Source organism: Pseudonocardia sp. UM4_GMWB1 (assembly GCF_017312155.1).
Lineage (GTDB): Bacteria > Actinomycetota > Actinomycetes > Mycobacteriales > Pseudonocardiaceae > Pseudonocardia > Pseudonocardia alni.
On sequence record NZ_QJPN01000001.1, the window covers coordinates 1,249,799 to 1,264,115 of the forward strand.

The following is a 14,317-nucleotide window of genomic DNA, read 5'->3' on the forward strand; positions in this document are numbered from 1 at the left end:
CGTCCGCGCGGCTCAGGCACGCGGCCCGGCCGGGACCTGCCCGTCCGGTGCCGCCGGGTGGGCTGTCCGGTCCGGTGCCGGTCCGGCGACGGTGGTCCCGCGGGGGACCGGCCGCCGGGCGGCGGTGAGCCGGGCCCGCAGCCGCAGCCACAGCCGCCCCATCGCCGACGGGCCGGCCGCGCCGCGCGCCAGCCGCTCCGTGCGGTACCGGTCCGCCTCCTCCCGCAGCCGGGCCTGCCGCTGCTCGGCGAGGGCGACGAGATGGTCCATCGGGATGTGCGTCATCAGCATGACGACGACACTGCGGCTGAGGGGCCGCCCGGGGCATCGGGCGATCACGCCGTCCCGCGGGCCGCCCGGGGCCCGCGGGTAAGGGGTGCCCTCAGCCCCGTCCGGCGGGCGGGGACAGCAGGCCCCGGCGGTAGGCCGGGACGAGGGCGCGCGGCACCAGGTGACGGCGTCCCTCCAGGGTGAGCGGCACCAGGTCGGGTGTGGTCGCCTTCCACTGCGACCGGCGGTGCCGGGTGTTCGATCGCGACGTCCGTCGCTTGGGAACGGCCATCAGAGGTCTCCTTCTCGGTCGGAACGGACGGTGGGGTCGTCCAGGGTGGCGGGCCCCACGGGCTCGGACTCGGCGCAGGGCTCGTCGTGGGCCCAGCCGAACGGGTCGGGCAGGGCGGCCCAGGCGTCCTCGCCCGCGGCGATCTCGGCGTCGGTGAGCAGCGCGGAGCGCAGGGCGGCGTCGATCTCGTCGGGGTCGGCGTCGTGGCAGATCGCGACGAGGTCCTGGGCGCGGTCGCCCCAGCGCGGGTGCCAGGCCAGGGCCGCCAGCGCCCGGCGCTGGTCGCCGGCCTCGGTCCACGCCTGCTCGGCGGCGCCGGCCAGCCAGTCGCCGGCGTGGCCGATCCGCATGCCGCCGCCCGCGCTCTCCACCCACAGCACCGCGCCGGGACGGGTGGCGAGCCAGACCCGGCCGCGGGCCCGCACGACGCCGTCGAGCAGGCTGTCGATCGCGTCGTGCAGCCGGTCCGGGTGGAACGGGCGTCGGGCGGAGAACAGCAGGGTGCGGACGCCGCTGTCGGCGTCCAGCGGGGGTGTCCCGCGCAGCAGCGGGTCGTGCACGCCACCCGGGACGCCGCGGCGGGACGCGGGGTCGAGCCCGTCGCAGAAGACCCGGTGGTCGGCCCGCCCGGCGAGCAGCCGGGGTGCGGTCGGGCACAGCCGGTCCAGGACGGCGGCGGTCCGGTCCGCGCCCCCGGGCCCGACTGCGTGGGTCAGCACCAGGACGTCGGCGAACTCGGCCTGCCCGACGGCGAGCTGGGCGACGGTCCGCTCGTCGTCGGGCAGCGTGGACAGCCCGCGCTCGGGCAGGGTCGCGTCCCCGGTGGCGTCGTCCAGCCAGTGGTCCGGGTCGAGCACGGCCACCACCCCGCGCAGGTCGACGAGGTCGGTCGCGGTGCAGGCCTCGCCGCCACCCGGCGGCTCGAACACCACCGCCCCCAGCGCCCAGCACACCGGCTCCGGTTCCAGGCGCGGGTCCAGGTGCAGCACCACCCGGTCCACCGTCCCGGCCAGCGCGGCCAGGGTCGGCAGCACGTCCTCGCGGATGGTGCAGCTCACACAGCCGTGGGCGAGCTCCAGCACGGTGCGCTCGTCGCGGCCCGCGTCGCGCAGTCGCCGGTGCACCACACCGCGGCCCAGGTCGCGCAGGTCGTGGTGGAGCACGACGACACCCGGGTCCAGCTCGCGCATCCGCGTGATCGTCCGCTCCACCCCGTCGGGCTCGGTCCCGCACAGGACCACCAGCTCGGTCATGTCTTCCTCCCGGAGTCGGACGTGGTCACGGTCCGGTGTAGCGTAAACGAAAACGATTCCCATGTTGAGAGGAGGGGCGCGATGGCCAAGTCGACCGACGTCCGGCCGATCGTGAAGCTGCGCTCGACGGCGGGGACGGGCACGACCTACGTGACCCGCAAGAACCGCCGCAACGACCCGGACCGCCTGGTCCTGCGCAAGTACGACCCGAAGGTGCGCAGGCACGTCGAGTTCAAGGAGGAGCGCTGATGCCCGCACGTCCCAAGCCGGTGCGCGCGCCGCGACGCAAGCCCAACCCGCTGAAGCAGCGGGGGATCGAGCACGTGGACTGGAAGGACGCCGCGCTGCTGCGCACGTTCATCTCCGACCGCGGCAAGATCCGCGCCCGCCGGGTGACCGGACTCACCGGCCAGCAGCAGCGGCAGGTGGCCACCGCGATCCGCAACGCGCGGGAGATGGCCCTGCTGCCCTACCCGCACGCGGGACGGTGAGCGATGGCGAAGCGCTGTGACCTGACCGGCCGCGAGCCGGGCTTCGGCAAGTCGGTCTCGCACTCCCACCGGCGCACCAGCCGGCGCTGGGACCCCAACGTGCAGACCCGCCGCTACTGGCTGGCCGAGGAGAACCGCTGGGTGCGGCTCACGCTCTCGGTGAAGGGGATCAGGACGGTGGACCGGATCGGCGTCTCCGCCGCGGTGGCGAGGATCCGGGCGAACGGGGTGAAGGTCTGATGGCCACGACCGGGCAGATCGCGAAGAACGAGCGACGGAAGGAGATCGTCGCCCGCTACGCCGAGCGGCGGGCCGAGCTCAAGGCGCTCATCGCCCGCCCGTCGACGCCGGAGCCGGAGCGGGCCGCCGCGGTCGCCGAGCTGCGCCGCCAGCCGCGCGACGCCAGCGCGACCCGGGTCCGCAACCGCGACTCGGTCGATGGACGCCCCCGCGGGCACCTCCGCAAGTTCGGGGTGTCCCGGGTCCGGCTGCGCGAGCTCGCACACGACGGCGCACTGCCGGGTGTCCGCAAGTCGAGTTGGTGACGAACGGCGGTTGACCTGCAGGAACCGGGTTCCGGGACCCCCCGTTCGGGGGCCCGGGACCCCGGTGTAAAGTTCTTCCCGTCGGTGAGAGCGAGGCCCTCGGGCCCGCGGGACACCGGTGCTGCCGCCCCCTTAGCTCAGTCGGCAGAGCGTCTCCATGGTAAGGAGAAGGTCTACGGTTCGATTCCGTAAGGGGGCTCTACAAGGGGCCTCGCCGCATGCGGCGGGGCTTCTTGCATGACGGTGTAGCTCAGTTGGTAGAGCAAGCGGCTCATAATCGCTGTGTCGCCGGTTCAAGTCCGGCCATCGTCACCACGTTGGCGCATCATTCACGAGACATGCTGGGAGGCACCCGCGATGGCCAAGGCCACGGACGTGCGGCCGAAGATCACTCTGGCCTGCGAGGAGTGCAAGCACCGCAACTACATCACCAAGAAGAACCGGCGGAACGACCCCGACCGGCTCGAGATCAAGAAGTTCTGCCCGAACTGCGGCACCCACCGGGCGCACCGCGAGACCCGCTGAGTGCGTAGCGAGTCCCGGAGCTGACAGTGGTCGACCAGTCCTGGGTCGGGCACAGTTCGGACCCGGTCGGGCCGTACCAGGTCGGTCGCGAGAAGATCCGCGAGTTCGCCGTCGCCATCGGTGACGGCGATCCGCTCTTCCGTGACGTGGACGCGGCACGTGCCGCGGGTCACGCGGACCTGGTGGCCCCGCCGACCTTCCCGACCTGCTTCACGATGCCGGTCATCGAGGGCTTCCTCCGGGAGCCCGCCTTCGGGTGGGACTACACCCGCATGGTCCACGGCGACCAGCGGATCACGTTCCGCAGGCCGGTCGTCGCCGGCGACGAGCTCACCACGGTGCTGCACGTCGACGAGCTGCGCACCCGGGCCGGCAACCACATGTTGACGCTGCGCTGCGAGGTCACCGACGCGGCGGGCGAGCCGGTGGCGACCACGCACTCGATGCTGGTCAGTCCCGCCGGTGAGGACGCGGGCAGCGAGGGGGACGCGTGAGTGCACCGCTGACCCGGCAGACCGCCGCCGCCTGCGCCAAGGGCGACGCGCTGCCGTCGCTGACCGTGCAGGTCACCCGCGCCGACCTGGTGCGCTACGCCGGTGCTTCCGGCGACCTCAACCCGATCCACTGGAGCGACCGCGTCGCCGCGGTCGCCGGGCTGCCCGGTGTGATCGCGCACGGCATGCTCTCGATGGCCCTCGCCGGCCGCGTGCTGACCGCGTGGACCGGGGATCCGGCCGCGATCCGCAGCTACGGCACCCGCTTCACGCGGCCCGTCGTCGTCCCGGACGACGACGCCGGCGCCACCGTCGAGCTCTCCGGCACCGTCGCCGAGGTGCGCGAGGAGGGCGGGGAGCGGATCGCCGTCGTCGATCTCAAGGCGGCCTTCGAGGGGAAGACGGTGCTCGGCCGGGCCCGCGCCGAGGTCGTCCTCCCGGGGTGAGGCGACCCGGGGTGCGGGCCCGCGGAAGCGGGTGCGTACACTCGTTCCAGCCGGACGCACCGGACGATCCGTTGCGTCCGCCCCGCCGCCACGTGGCGGATCGGGGCAAAGGGGTGTAGCTCAATTGGCAGAGCAGCGGTCTCCAAAACCGCAGGTTGCAGGTTCAAGTCCTGTCACCCCTGCCACGACGCCGCAGGCCGCCGGAGATCACGGCGGTGCGGCCGACGGCACGGACGGCGAAGCGACGAGGGTTCTCCCGAAGCGGAGGACGTGACCGAGGGCGGGCGGACGCCCGCCACGTGCGGAGGGCGACACGCGTGAGCGACGAGCACGAGTCGGAGCGGCCCGGGCGGGAGCGCCCGAGCAACGCCGCCGACCGTCGTGGGCGGCGGGCCTCCGGCTCCGCGAGCACCCCCGGCAAGGGCCGTGCCACCCCGACCCGCGCCACCGCGGCGACGAAGGAGAAGAAGCCGTCGCTCTTCGCCCGCCTCGCCCGGTTCCTGCGCGAGGTCGTCGCCGAGCTCCGCAAGGTGATCTGGCCCGACCGCGGCCAGATGGTGAAGTACACCATCGCGGTCCTGATCTTCGTGTCGATCATGGTGGCGCTGGTGTTCGTGCTGGACTCGGCGTTCGCCGAGGGCGTCGCCCTGCTGTTCGGCAACTGACGCGAGTACGAACGCCGACCGGCTCCGACCGACACCGAACAATGGAAGCGAGTAGGACGTGACCTCCGACAGCAAGGCGTACGACGAGGCGGCCGACGAGGCCGCGATCGACGCCGTCGCCGAGAACGCGGCCGACGAGACGCTGCCCGAGCAGTCCGTCCAGGACGCCGACGTCGAGGCGGCGCACGGTGAGGACGCCGTCTCCGGCGACTACACCGAGGCCGACGACGACAGCACCCCCGGCGCCGAGGCGGAGACGCTGGACGGCGAGGGCGAGACGGTCCCGACCGCCGAGGACGCGGACGACACCGGCGACGCCGTCTCCGGGGACGCCGACGCCGACTCCGGGGACGCCGACTCCGGGGACGCCGCCGCGGAGGAGCCGGCCGAGGACGTGGATCCGGAGGAGGAGCTGCGCGCCGCACTGCGTCGCGCGCCCGGTGACTGGTACGTCGTCCACTCCTACGCGGGCTACGAGAACAAGGTGAAGTCGAACCTCGAGACCCGGGCGCAGACCCTGGACGTCGAGGACTACATCTTCCAGGTCGAGGTGCCCACCGAGGAGGTCACCGAGATCAAGAACGGGCAGCGCAAGAAGGTCCAGCGCAAGGTGCTGCCCGGCTACATCCTGGTGCGGATGGAGCTCAACGACCAGTCCTGGGGCGCGGTGCGGAACACGCCGGGCGTCACCGGTTTCGTCGGCGCGACGTCCAAGCCGTCGCCGCTGACGATCAACGAGGTCGTGAAGTTCCTGCTGCCGAAGGTCGAGGCCCCCAAGAAGGAGGCCGAGGCCGGCAGGACCGCGTCCGGCGGCGGCTCCGGCTCGTCCGGCGGCGCCCCCACCATCGAGGTCGACTTCGAGGTCGGCGAGTCGGTCACCGTCATGGACGGTCCGTTCGCCACGCTCCCCGCGAGCATCTCCGAGGTCAACGTCGACGCCCAGAAGCTCAAGGTGCTGGTCTCGATCTTCGGCCGGGAGACCCCGGTCGAGCTCGGGTTCAACCAGGTCTCCAAGATCTGATCGCACCCGTGAGGAACGTCCGCGGCATGGCAGGGCCGCGTGGCGTGCACATCGATCACTGAGGAACGGACATGCCCCCCAAGAAGCGGAAGCTCTCCGCGATCATCAAGCTCCAGATCCAGGCAGGCGCAGCGACGCCGGCCCCGCCGGTCGGCCCCGCACTGGGTCAGCACGGCGTCAACATCATGGAGTTCTGCAAGGCCTACAACGCGGCGACCGAGGCCCAGCGCGGCAACATCGTGCCGGTCGAGATCTCGGTCTTCGAGGACCGGTCGTTCTCCTTCGAGCTGAAGACCCCGCCCGCGGCGCGGCTCCTGCTCAAGGCGGCCGGTGTCGAGAAGGGCTCCGGCGAGCCGCACAAGACCAAGGTCGCCAGCGTGACCATGGCCCAGGTCCGGGAGATCGCCCAGGTCAAGATGAATGACCTGAACGCGAACGACCTCGACCAGGCCGCCAAGATCATCGCCGGCACCGCCCGGTCGATGGGCATCACGGTCGACGGCTGAGCGAGCCCCCCACACCACCCGTACGCGTGGGAGAGCCGGGCGCGGCTCCGACCACGACCTGACCTCTCTAAGGAGACGAGGACAGATGGCACAGCGCAGCAAGGCCTACCGAGAGGCCGCCGCGAAGATCGACGCGGACCGCCTCTACTCGCCGCTGTCGGCGGCGAAGCTGGCCCAGGACACGTCCAGCAAGAACACCGACGCGACCGTCGAGGTCGCGATGCGGCTGGGCGTCGACCCCCGCAAGGCGGACCAGATGGTCCGCGGCACCGTGAACCTGCCGCACGGTACCGGTAAGACCGCCCGGGTCATCGTGTTCGCCACCGGCGACAAGGCCACCGAGGCCGAGGCCGCCGGCGCCGACGCCGTGGGCGCCGAGGACCTCATCGAGCGGATCCAGGGCGGGTGGCTCGACTTCGACGCCGCCATCGCGACCCCGGACCAGATGGCCAAGGTCGGCCGCATCGCCCGCATCCTCGGCCCGCGTGGCCTGATGCCGAACCCGAAGACGGGCACCGTGACGCCGGACGTCACGAAGGCCATCAACGAGATCAAGGGCGGCAAGGTCAACTTCCGGGTCGACAAGCAGGCCAACCTGCACCTCGTCATCGGCAAGGCCTCGTTCGACACCGAGAAGCTGGTGGAGAACTACGGCGCCGCCTACGACGAGATCCTGCGGCTCAAGCCGTCGGCCGCCAAGGGCCGCTACGTCAAGAAGATCACCGTCTCCACCACCACCGGGCCGGGCATCCCGGTGGACCCGAACCGCACCCGCAACCTGCTGGTCGCGGACGAGGAGACCGACTGATCGACTGATCAGCACCTGACACGACGACGCCCCCGGTTCCCTGCGGAACCGGGGGCGTCGTCGTGTGCGGGTCAGGCCCAGTCGCGCAGGACGTCCTCGACGCTCTCCGGGCCGGTGCCGCGACCGGCGGTCTCGGTGACCGTGCGGGAGAAGCGCGGTGCCGGGGCGGCCTGGGGCACGCCGTCGGAGGTGACGATCGTGCCGCGCGCGGTCAGGTGCGCGTTCTCGCGGGCCTCGGCGAACGACAGCACCGGGGTGGTGCAGGCGTCGGTGCCCTCGAAGACCGCGGCCCACTCGTCGCGGGGCTTGGAGGCGAACACCTCGGTGAACCGGGCCCGCATGGCCGGCCAGCCGCCGCGGTCGTACTGCGGGCCGAGGTCGTCCTCGGTGAGCCCCAGGCCGGCGATGAGCTGGGCGTAGAACTGCGGCTCCAGCGCCCCGACGGCCATGTGCCCGCCGTCGGCGCAGGTGTAGGTGTCGTAGAACGGGGCGTGCCCGTCGAGCAGGTTGGAGTCGCGCTCGTCGACCCAGGCGTCCTGGGACAGGAAGCCCCAGAACATCTGGTTCAGCACGCTGACACCGTCGACCATGGCGGCGTCGACGACCTGGCCCTGCCCGGAGGCCTTCGCCTCCCAGATCGCGGCCAGCACGCCGACGACGAGCAGCATCGACCCGCCGCCGAAGTCCCCGACCAGGTTCAGGGGCGGGACCGGACGCTCCCCGGCGCGGCCGATCGCGTGCAGCGCACCGGTCAGCGAGATGTAGTTCAGGTCGTGCCCGGCGCGCGGCGCCATCGGGCCGTCCTGGCCCCAGCCGGTCATCCGCCCGTAGACCAGGCGCGGGTTGCGGGCGTGGCAGTCCTCGGGGCCGACGCCGAGGCGCTCGGTGACGCCCGGCCGGTAGCCCTCCAGGAGGACGTCGGCGGACTCGACCAGCCGCAGCACGGTCTCCCGGCCCGCCGGGTCCTTCAGGTCCGCGGTGACCGAGCGCCGGCCGCGCGCCGTCGGGTCGGGTACCGCGTCGGACCCGAGCTTCAGCCCGCCCGACGGCCGGTCGACGCGGACGACGTCCGCCCCGAGATCGCCCAGGATCATCGCCGCGTGCGGCCCCGGCCCGATCCCGGCCAGCTCGATCACCTTCAGTCCGGCCAGCGGACCCTTGCCCCGTGTCACCGTGGACCTCCTCGTCGCGCGATCGGTTCCCGGCGACGGTAGCGACCCGGCGCCGGTGCTCAGCCGGTCGACTCGCGAGCCGGCTCCTCGTAGTCCCAGATGTCCTTGCCGATCTCACGGACGGGATGGTCGGTCGCGTCCCGTTCCTGGATCGTGTAGGCGTAGCGGCCGTGCTGCCAGCCGTCCCGCGTCGCGACCTCCAGCAGGCAGGCCTCGGCCCAGCCGTGCCACTCGTCGAAGTCGCGGGGCAGCGGGTCGGGTGCGTCGCACTCGATCTCGGTCATCCGGTGCAGCACGCCCCGCAGGGGCTGCCAGGCGTGCACGTCCAGCCAGATGTTGTCCATCGCCGGCGCCTCCGTCGGGTGGGGTCGACCCCCAGTCTCGCCGGGCGCCGTCGTGGCGGGCCGGACGGCCGGGGGTCTTCACCCGATCGTGGTCAGGCCTTCAGCAGGTCCTCGCGGCCCTCGGCCTCGAGCTTCGCCTTGTACGGGCCGAAGAGCTGCTTGGCGATCGGCAGCAGCTTGAGGACCTTCGAGACCGGGCCCTTGGCGCGGACGTCGCCCTTGGCCATCGCGACCGGGAGGATGACCTTGCCCAGCCAGAACCGGTTGCCGGTGTCGGCGGACATGAACAGCTCGATGTTCGGGTCGGGGCCCTGCCCGGCGCCGGTGTGGATCTCGGAGTTCGGCATGTCCACGGTCAGGACGGCGTCCGGGTTCGTGTATGTGATCCGCAGGACGACCCCGGACGGCTGCAGCTTCGCCACCAGGTCCGGGTCGGCCATCCCGATCCGGAACACCCCGCCCAGGTACTCGTAGACCTCGGCCTCGTCGGCGAACACGGCCATCAGCGCCTCCTCGCGAGATGTGGCCGGGCAGGATGCCGCCCGGCACGTCGCCGCGAGTCTGTCCCGCGCCGTCCGGGGCGCGCAGCCGATCACCGGGCCAGGCTTGGCCCGTCCGGGCCGTGCGGCGTGCCGGCACGGACCTCAGCGGCCGGCCGGGTGCTCGTCGAGCAGCCCGCAGCGCCCCGCCAGCGCGGCCGCCTCGATCCGGTTCGCCGCGCCCAGCTTGTGCAGCAGCGAGGCGATCATGCGCTTGGCGGTGCGCTCGCTGACCAGCATCGGGCGGGCGATGTCGGCGGTCTCCAGGCCCCGCGCCAGCAGCGTCCACAGTTCGATGTCGCGCTCACCGAGCCGGTCGAGCAGGCCGTCGGCGGTGCGGTCGGCCGCGACGAGCAGCGCGTCGAGCAGCTCCGCACGCAGTACCCGCACCCCGGCCGCGATCGACAGCAGCGGCGCGACCAGTACCTCCGGGTCGGCGGACTTGCCCAGGTAGCCGTCGGCGCCGGCGCGCATCGCGGCGGCGGCGAGGTCCAGGTCCTCGGTGCCCGACAGCGCCAGCACCCGGGTGGCGGGGTAGGCGGCCTTGACCCGGCGGATCGTCTCCACCCCGCCCAGCGGGGGGAGCGCGAGGTCGACGATCGCGATCCCGGCCCGGTGCCTCCCGACCAGCGCGACGGCGTCCTCCCCGGCGGTGGTCGAGCCCGCGACCCGGAAGGTGTCCCCGGCGCGGGACTCCAGCAGCAGGGCGAGGCCCTGTGCGAACAGGGCGTGGTCGTCGACGATGACGACCACGTGCGGCGCTGTCGGCACGGGCGGCATGGTCGGTGAGCCTAGTGTGGCCGCCGACCCCGTCCGCTCCCGAGAGGCCTCGACCGTGACCGCGCACGCCGGTGAACTGCCCGAACGCACCCGGGAGGAGCGCCAGGCCGTCGTCCTGAGGATCTGCGTCGTGCTCGGCGCTGTCGGCCTGCTGGTGGCCCGGCCGGACCTCACCGGAGCCCGGCCGGTCGTCGCCGCCGTCCTGATCGGGCTGAGCGCGGTCTACGCGGCCGCGCTCGGCGTCGTCTCGGTGCTCCGCGGGCGGCTGCCCGTCCCGCCGGCCGTGCTGACCGGGATCGACGGTCTGCTCGCCCTGCTCGCCTGCGGACTCACCGGCGGGGTGGCGAGCCCGATGGTGGCCGCGCTGCCGCTGGTCGTCATCGCGATCGCGCTCCGCGGCGGGCACCGGCTCGGGCAGCTCGTCGCGCTCGGTCTCGGCGTCGGCTACACCGTGGCGGCGCTACTCGGCTCCGACCCGGGGGTCACGGTCGGCGCCGCGGTCGTCGCGGGACTGTGGTGGACCGGTTTCCTGTTCGCGACGGCGGTGCTCACCGGGGTGCTCGTGCGCCTGCTGGAACGCCAGCTCGCCGACATCGCCACCACCCGGGCCCGGGCCGAGAGCGAGCACGAGCGTTACCTGTCCGAGCGCGCGCTGCGGGACCGGATCGTGTCCCAGAGCCGGGCCCGGCTGGACGGGGCCCGCGTCGTGCTGCACGAGTTCCGGACCCCGGTCGCCTCGCTGACCGCGCTGTCGGCCGACCTCGCCGCGGGCAGGCTGGGCGGGGACGCCGCCCGGCGGGCGTCGCGGCTGCTCGCCGACCACGCCGCCCACCTCCAGGACATGCTCGACGGGCTGGCCGACCTGGCCGTCGCCGACGGCAGCCCGCTCGGGCGCGACCGGCCCCGCCGCGTCGCGCTCGCCGAGCTGGCCGACGCCGTGCTCGACGCCGCCGGGATCGCCGCGCACCGGCGGCACCCGGTCGTCGAACCGGCCGGGGCCGCGGTCCACTGCGACCCGCAGCGGCTGCGCCGGATGCTCACCAACCTGGCCGAGAACGCCGCCCGGCACTCCGGTGACGAGGTCGTGGAGCTGCACCTGGCCCACGACGGCGCCGTGCTCACCGCCGAGGTCCGCGACCGCGGGCCCGGGCTTCCCGCGGGTCAGGAGGGCGTCGTGACGGCCAAGGGCGTCGCGCTGGGGGAGCGTCGCGGTACCGCCGGGCTGGGCCTGTGGATCGCCGAGGCGCTCGCGTCCGCGATGGACGGTGAGCTGAGCCTGCTCCCGCGTGAGGGCGGCGGCCTCGTCGCCCGGCTCACCCTGCCGCTCGCCGGCACCTGAGGACCTCCCCTGGCACCCGGGGGCCAGCGCTGGCGCGGGCGACGGCTGTGCCGGAGGTCTCCGCGCGGCCAGGATCGACCGCCATGCGTACGACGGCAGCGGTGCTGTGGGAACCCGGTGGCAAGTGGGAGATCGAGGAGGTCGAGCTCGACTCCCCGAACGCCGGGGAGGTCATGGTCGAGCTGACCGCATCGGGGCTGTGCCACTCCGACGAGCACCTCGTGACCGGTGACCTGCCCGCGGTCCTGCCGATGGTCGGCGGCCACGAGGGCGCGGGCCGGGTCATCGAGGTCGGCCCGGGCGTCACCGAACTCGAGGTCGGCGACCCGGTCGTCATGACCTTCCTGCCCTCCTGCGGGCGCTGCCCGTACTGCTCCAAGGGCCAGCCGAACCTCTGCAACGACGGCGCCGGCGCCACCCTCGGCCCGCAGCTCGACGGCACCTACCGGTTCCACGCCCGTGGCGAGGACCTGGGCCAGATGTGCCTGCTCGGCACGTTCGCCCGGCACACCGTGGTCCCGGTGAAGTCCGCCGTGAAGATCGACGAGGGCTTCCCGCTGGACCTGGCCGCGCTGGTCGGCTGCGGCGTCACCACCGGCTTCGGCTCCTCGGTGCGCACCGCGGACCTGCGGGCCGGGGACACCGCCGTGGTCATCGGGATCGGCGGCATCGGCGCGAACGCGGTGCAGGGCGCCCGGGCGGCGGGCTGCCGGTACGTCGTGGCCGTCGACCCGGTCGAGCACAAGCGGGAGCGCTCCCGCGAGCTGGGCGCCACGCACGTCGCCGCGAGCATCGACGAGGCCTGGGAGATCGTCAGCGAGCTGACCCGCGGGCAGATGGCCGAGGCGGCGGTCCTGTGCACGGGCGTCGCGATGGGCGAGGACCTGCAGCCCGCGCTGCAGCTGGTCGGCAAGCGCGGCCGGGTCGTCGTCACCGCGCTGGCCCGGGCCGAGGAGGAGACGGCGTCGCTGTCGCTGCTCGACCTCACGCTCTACGAGAAGCAGATCCGCGGCGCGCTGTTCGGCAGCTCCGCGGCCCAGTTCGACATCCCGCGGCTGCTGGAGATGCACAACCTCGGCCACCTCAAGCTCCGTGAGCTGATCACCAAGGAGTACACCCTCGACCAGGTCAACGAGGGCTATGAGGACATGCGTTCCGGACGCAACATCCGCGGCCTGATCCGCTACTGACCGCCCCCGGCGCGCATCGACGGCCCCGGCCCGCACGAGCGGGACCGGGGCCGTCGGTGTGGGGAGCGGGTCAGCCGTCGACGAGCTCGCGCACGGTGCGCAGGTGCTCCGGGCTGCCGTCGACGACCATCGTCGTGATCAGCGAGTCGCGGAACACCGGCAGCTCCTCGGCGATCTTCGCCTTCGGGCCGATCAGGGCCACCTGCTCGACCATCGAGGTCGGGATGGCCGTCGCGGCCGCGTCCTTGTCCCCGCCCAGGTAGAGCTCCTGGATGCGGGCGCACTCGTCGTCGTAGCCCATGCGGGCGAAGACCTCGTAGTGGAAGTTCGCGCCCGTGGCGCCCATCCCGCCGATGTAGAGCGCGAGGAACGGGCGGATCCGGTCCGCGGCGGCCTCGACGTCGTCGTCGACCGCGGCCGGGGTCCCGGCTCATGACCGAGGAGATCTTCGGCCCGATCCTGCCGGTGCTGACCGTCGACGGTGTCGACGCCGCGATCGCGCACGTCAACGCCGGTCCGAAGCCCCTGGCCGCCTACGTGTTCACCAGCTCGTCGCGCACCGCGGAGCGGGTCACCCGCGAGGTCCCCGCCGGGGCGACCGTCGTCAACCACCTGATGTTCCACCTACTGGTGCCCCGGCTGCCCTTCGGGGGAGTGGGGCGCAGCGGCTCCGGCGCCTACCACGGGCGGTTCGGGTTCGAGAACTTGTCGCACCGGCGGGCGGTGCTGCGCAAGCCGGCCCGGCCCGATCCCGGCATCGTCTACCCGCCCTGCGATGGGCGGACCGAACGCCTGCTGCGCAGGATCTTCTGATCGGACACGCGTCCGGCGTGGCACCCTGGTGGGTCGGCACGGGTCGTGGAGAGGGGGCGGGCGGGGTGGCCAGGAGAGCGGGTCGGCAGATAGCTGCCGAGCAGTACTACGACGCCGCGTTGTCGATCCTCGCGCGCGAGGGCGCGGCCGGGCTCAAGATCGGTCCGTTGTGCCGGTCGCTCGGCGTGACCAGCGGGTCGTTCTACCACCACTTCGGCGGCTGGGCGGGCTTCGTCCGTGGCCTGCTGCGCTACTGGGAGGCCGGGCAGACCGACCGGATCGTCGAGCTGGCCCGGGTGACCGCGGACCCGGTCGAGCGGATCGACGTGGTCAAGCAGCTCACGGCGGGCCTGCGGCACGACGCCGAGGCCGCGATCCGGGCGTGGGCCCAGATCGACCCCGAGGTCGGCCGCGCCCAGGCGCGGGTGGACGTGCAGCGCCGGATCGCGCTGGAGCAGGTGGTGGCCGACGTCGTGCCCGACCCGGACGACGCCCGCAGGCTCGCCGTCTTCGGCATCTCGCTGATGGCCGGCTACCAGCAGACCTGCGACCCCCGCGACCGGGATCTCCTGCGTGCCCTGTTCGACGACTACCAGCGCCTCATCCTGTCGCACGCCCCGCACGTGACGCCGCCGATCGGGTGATCCTCCGTGCGGGTGGGGGCGTGGTCGCCGACTCGGTCGTACCGCGGCAATCGGGCCGTTCGGACCAGCCCTGCTACCCGGCCGGGAGCACTGTTACCCACGGTCCGCAACATTGCACGGTAATCTGTAACCCACGGTAACCATAACGTAGATTACGGCATGGTCACCGATCGGCAACCC

23 protein-coding genes and 3 tRNA genes are annotated in these 14,317 nt (G+C 73.1%); 18 read left to right on the forward strand and 8 right to left on the reverse strand.

The features are described from left to right. Positions 1 to 12: 12 nt before the first annotated feature. From DMP15_RS06095 to mrf, 3 genes are all read right to left on the reverse strand, one after another. Positions 13 to 291: a hypothetical protein gene (locus tag DMP15_RS06095; protein ID WP_337825532.1), complete on the reverse strand. Its 279-nt coding sequence runs from the start codon at positions 289 to 291 to the stop codon at positions 13 to 15. 91 nt (positions 292 to 382) lie between these two features. After that, complete coding sequence (gene rpmF / locus DMP15_RS06100; protein WP_161151242.1) at positions 383 to 562, reverse strand: 50S ribosomal protein L32; 180 nt, start codon at positions 560 to 562, stop codon at positions 383 to 385. Beyond that, positions 562 to 1,815 (reverse strand): ribosome hibernation factor-recruiting GTPase MRF, encoded by a 1,254-nt coding sequence (gene mrf, locus DMP15_RS06105; protein WP_337825533.1) that lies wholly within the window; start codon positions 1,813 to 1,815, stop codon positions 562 to 564. The genes rpmF and mrf overlap by 1 nt, the downstream gene beginning before the upstream one ends. An 81-nt stretch (positions 1,816 to 1,896) precedes the next feature. Here mrf and rpmG (DMP15_RS06110) point away from each other — a divergent pair, with 81 nt between their 5' ends. From rpmG (DMP15_RS06110) to rplA, 14 genes are all read left to right on the forward strand, one after another. Continuing rightward, the gene (gene rpmG, locus DMP15_RS06110; RefSeq protein WP_020623297.1) at positions 1,897 to 2,064 is read left to right on the forward strand and encodes a 50S ribosomal protein L33; all 168 of its coding nucleotides are present in this window, start codon (positions 1,897 to 1,899) and stop codon (positions 2,062 to 2,064) included. Continuing rightward, on the forward strand, positions 2,064 to 2,306 hold the full coding sequence (gene rpsR, locus DMP15_RS06115) for a 30S ribosomal protein S18 (protein WP_073576501.1): 243 nt from the start codon (positions 2,064 to 2,066) through the stop codon (positions 2,304 to 2,306). Before rpmG (DMP15_RS06110) ends, rpsR begins: the two co-directional genes overlap by 1 nt. Positions 2,307 to 2,309: 3 nt before the next feature. Further along, entirely contained in the window at positions 2,310 to 2,546 is a 237-nt protein-coding gene (rpmB, locus tag DMP15_RS06120) for a 50S ribosomal protein L28 (RefSeq protein WP_073576500.1), read from the forward strand. Then, entirely contained in the window at positions 2,546 to 2,851 is a 306-nt protein-coding gene (rpsN, locus tag DMP15_RS06125) for a 30S ribosomal protein S14 (protein WP_073576499.1), read from the forward strand. The genes rpmB and rpsN overlap by 1 nt, the downstream gene beginning before the upstream one ends. Positions 2,852 to 2,977: 126 nt before the next feature. Then, a tRNA-Thr gene (locus DMP15_RS06130) sits at positions 2,978 to 3,050 on the forward strand. A 40-nt stretch (positions 3,051 to 3,090) separates the two neighbouring features. Beyond that, positions 3,091 to 3,166: transfer RNA gene (locus DMP15_RS06135), tRNA-Met, on the forward strand. Positions 3,167 to 3,208: 42 nt separating this feature from the next. Then, positions 3,209 to 3,376, forward strand: a complete 168-nt coding sequence (gene rpmG, locus DMP15_RS06140) for a 50S ribosomal protein L33 (protein ID WP_020623293.1) — start codon at positions 3,209 to 3,211, stop codon at positions 3,374 to 3,376. 26 nt (positions 3,377 to 3,402) lie between these two features. Continuing rightward, positions 3,403 to 3,870: a MaoC family dehydratase N-terminal domain-containing protein gene (locus DMP15_RS06145; protein ID WP_100878745.1), complete on the forward strand. Its 468-nt coding sequence runs from the start codon at positions 3,403 to 3,405 to the stop codon at positions 3,868 to 3,870. After that, a complete protein-coding gene (locus DMP15_RS06150) occupies positions 3,867 to 4,316 on the forward strand; it encodes a MaoC/PaaZ C-terminal domain-containing protein (protein WP_161151963.1) in 450 nt (149 codons plus the stop codon). The genes DMP15_RS06145 and DMP15_RS06150 overlap by 4 nt, the downstream gene beginning before the upstream one ends. 109 nt (positions 4,317 to 4,425) lie before the next feature. Continuing rightward, positions 4,426 to 4,501 (forward strand) — tRNA-Trp (locus tag DMP15_RS06155). A gap of 132 nt (positions 4,502 to 4,633) precedes the next feature. Beyond that, positions 4,634 to 4,981: a preprotein translocase subunit SecE gene (gene secE, locus DMP15_RS06160; RefSeq protein ID WP_062397901.1), complete on the forward strand. Its 348-nt coding sequence runs from the start codon at positions 4,634 to 4,636 to the stop codon at positions 4,979 to 4,981. Positions 4,982 to 5,039: 58 nt separating this feature from the next. Further along, the gene (nusG, locus tag DMP15_RS06165) at positions 5,040 to 6,002 is read left to right on the forward strand and encodes a transcription termination/antitermination protein NusG (protein ID WP_337825534.1); all 963 of its coding nucleotides are present in this window, start codon (positions 5,040 to 5,042) and stop codon (positions 6,000 to 6,002) included. A gap of 71 nt (positions 6,003 to 6,073) precedes the next feature. Next, entirely contained in the window at positions 6,074 to 6,508 is a 435-nt protein-coding gene (gene rplK / locus DMP15_RS06170; protein ID WP_073576496.1) for a 50S ribosomal protein L11, read from the forward strand. Between the two features lie 85 nt (positions 6,509 to 6,593). Further along, on the forward strand, positions 6,594 to 7,316 hold the full coding sequence (gene rplA / locus DMP15_RS06175; protein ID WP_161151962.1) for a 50S ribosomal protein L1: 723 nt from the start codon (positions 6,594 to 6,596) through the stop codon (positions 7,314 to 7,316). Between the two features lie 71 nt (positions 7,317 to 7,387). Here rplA and DMP15_RS06180 read toward each other — a convergent pair whose 3' ends face one another. The 4 genes from DMP15_RS06180 to DMP15_RS06195 all read right to left on the reverse strand — a co-directional run bounded on the left by DMP15_RS06180 (position 7,388) and on the right by DMP15_RS06195 (position 10,151). Further along, positions 7,388 to 8,488, reverse strand: a complete 1,101-nt coding sequence (locus DMP15_RS06180) for a CaiB/BaiF CoA transferase family protein (RefSeq protein ID WP_161151961.1) — start codon at positions 8,486 to 8,488, stop codon at positions 7,388 to 7,390. Positions 8,489 to 8,547: 59 nt separating this feature from the next. Next, on the reverse strand, positions 8,548 to 8,832 hold the full coding sequence (locus DMP15_RS06185) for a hypothetical protein (protein WP_073576493.1): 285 nt from the start codon (positions 8,830 to 8,832) through the stop codon (positions 8,548 to 8,550). A gap of 92 nt (positions 8,833 to 8,924) precedes the next feature. Then, positions 8,925 to 9,335 (reverse strand): sterol carrier protein, encoded by a 411-nt coding sequence (locus DMP15_RS06190; RefSeq protein WP_062397890.1) that lies wholly within the window; start codon positions 9,333 to 9,335, stop codon positions 8,925 to 8,927. Between the two features lie 141 nt (positions 9,336 to 9,476). Continuing rightward, positions 9,477 to 10,151, reverse strand: a complete 675-nt coding sequence (locus DMP15_RS06195; protein WP_062397888.1) for a response regulator — start codon at positions 10,149 to 10,151, stop codon at positions 9,477 to 9,479. A 55-nt stretch (positions 10,152 to 10,206) separates the two neighbouring features. Between DMP15_RS06195 and DMP15_RS06200 the strand changes: the two genes are divergently transcribed. Together DMP15_RS06200 and DMP15_RS06205 are read left to right on the forward strand one after the other, a co-directional pair. Then, positions 10,207 to 11,490 carry a sensor histidine kinase gene (locus DMP15_RS06200; protein WP_301549010.1) on the forward strand — a complete coding sequence of 428 codons (1,284 nt, stop codon included), beginning with the start codon at positions 10,207 to 10,209 and terminating at the stop codon, positions 11,488 to 11,490. Positions 11,491 to 11,573: 83 nt separating this feature from the next. Continuing rightward, positions 11,574 to 12,680, forward strand: a complete 1,107-nt coding sequence (locus DMP15_RS06205; protein ID WP_073576491.1) for an NDMA-dependent alcohol dehydrogenase — start codon at positions 11,574 to 11,576, stop codon at positions 12,678 to 12,680. Positions 12,681 to 12,750: 70 nt separating this feature from the next. On the opposite strand, the gene DMP15_RS06210 is transcribed toward DMP15_RS06205, so the two are convergent. Then, positions 12,751 to 13,059 (reverse strand): hypothetical protein, encoded by a 309-nt coding sequence (locus DMP15_RS06210; protein WP_301549249.1) that lies wholly within the window; start codon positions 13,057 to 13,059, stop codon positions 12,751 to 12,753. A 53-nt stretch (positions 13,060 to 13,112) separates the two neighbouring features. On the opposite strand from DMP15_RS06210, the gene DMP15_RS06215 reads away from it, so the two are divergent. Next, positions 13,113 to 13,493, forward strand: a complete 381-nt coding sequence (locus DMP15_RS06215; RefSeq protein ID WP_073576490.1) for an aldehyde dehydrogenase family protein — start codon at positions 13,113 to 13,115, stop codon at positions 13,491 to 13,493. Between the two features lie 65 nt (positions 13,494 to 13,558). Beyond that, on the forward strand, positions 13,559 to 14,137 hold the full coding sequence (locus DMP15_RS06220) for a TetR/AcrR family transcriptional regulator (RefSeq protein WP_139282877.1): 579 nt from the start codon (positions 13,559 to 13,561) through the stop codon (positions 14,135 to 14,137). The last annotated feature ends 180 nt before the right edge of the window (positions 14,138 to 14,317 follow it).

Excerpts from the sequence above, each read along its gene's own strand:
- DMP15_RS06095 (WP_337825532.1), bottom strand. The coding sequence starts at position 291 with ATGCTGATGACGCACATCCCGATGGACCATCTCGTCGCCCTCGCCGAG.
- rpmF (WP_161151242.1), bottom strand. The coding sequence starts at position 562 with ATGGCCGTTCCCAAGCGACGGACGTCGCGATCGAACACCCGGCACCGC.
- mrf (WP_337825533.1), bottom strand. The coding sequence starts at position 1,815 with ATGACCGAGCTGGTGGTCCTGTGCGGGACCGAGCCCGACGGGGTGGAG.
- rpmG (WP_020623297.1), top strand. The coding sequence starts at position 1,897 with ATGGCCAAGTCGACCGACGTCCGGCCGATCGTGAAGCTGCGCTCGACG.
- rpsR (WP_073576501.1), top strand. The coding sequence starts at position 2,064 with ATGCCCGCACGTCCCAAGCCGGTGCGCGCGCCGCGACGCAAGCCCAAC.
- rpmB (WP_073576500.1), top strand. The coding sequence starts at position 2,310 with ATGGCGAAGCGCTGTGACCTGACCGGCCGCGAGCCGGGCTTCGGCAAG.
- rpsN (WP_073576499.1), top strand. The coding sequence starts at position 2,546 with ATGGCCACGACCGGGCAGATCGCGAAGAACGAGCGACGGAAGGAGATC.
- rpmG (WP_020623293.1), top strand. The coding sequence starts at position 3,209 with ATGGCCAAGGCCACGGACGTGCGGCCGAAGATCACTCTGGCCTGCGAG.
- rplK (WP_073576496.1), top strand. The coding sequence starts at position 6,074 with ATGCCCCCCAAGAAGCGGAAGCTCTCCGCGATCATCAAGCTCCAGATC.
- rplA (WP_161151962.1), top strand. The coding sequence starts at position 6,594 with ATGGCACAGCGCAGCAAGGCCTACCGAGAGGCCGCCGCGAAGATCGAC.
- DMP15_RS06185 (WP_073576493.1), bottom strand. The coding sequence starts at position 8,832 with ATGGACAACATCTGGCTGGACGTGCACGCCTGGCAGCCCCTGCGGGGC.
- DMP15_RS06190 (WP_062397890.1), bottom strand. The coding sequence starts at position 9,335 with ATGGCCGTGTTCGCCGACGAGGCCGAGGTCTACGAGTACCTGGGCGGG.
- DMP15_RS06195 (WP_062397888.1), bottom strand. The coding sequence starts at position 10,151 with ATGCCGCCCGTGCCGACAGCGCCGCACGTGGTCGTCATCGTCGACGAC.
- DMP15_RS06205 (WP_073576491.1), top strand. The coding sequence starts at position 11,574 with ATGCGTACGACGGCAGCGGTGCTGTGGGAACCCGGTGGCAAGTGGGAG.
- DMP15_RS06215 (WP_073576490.1), top strand. The coding sequence starts at position 13,113 with ATGACCGAGGAGATCTTCGGCCCGATCCTGCCGGTGCTGACCGTCGAC.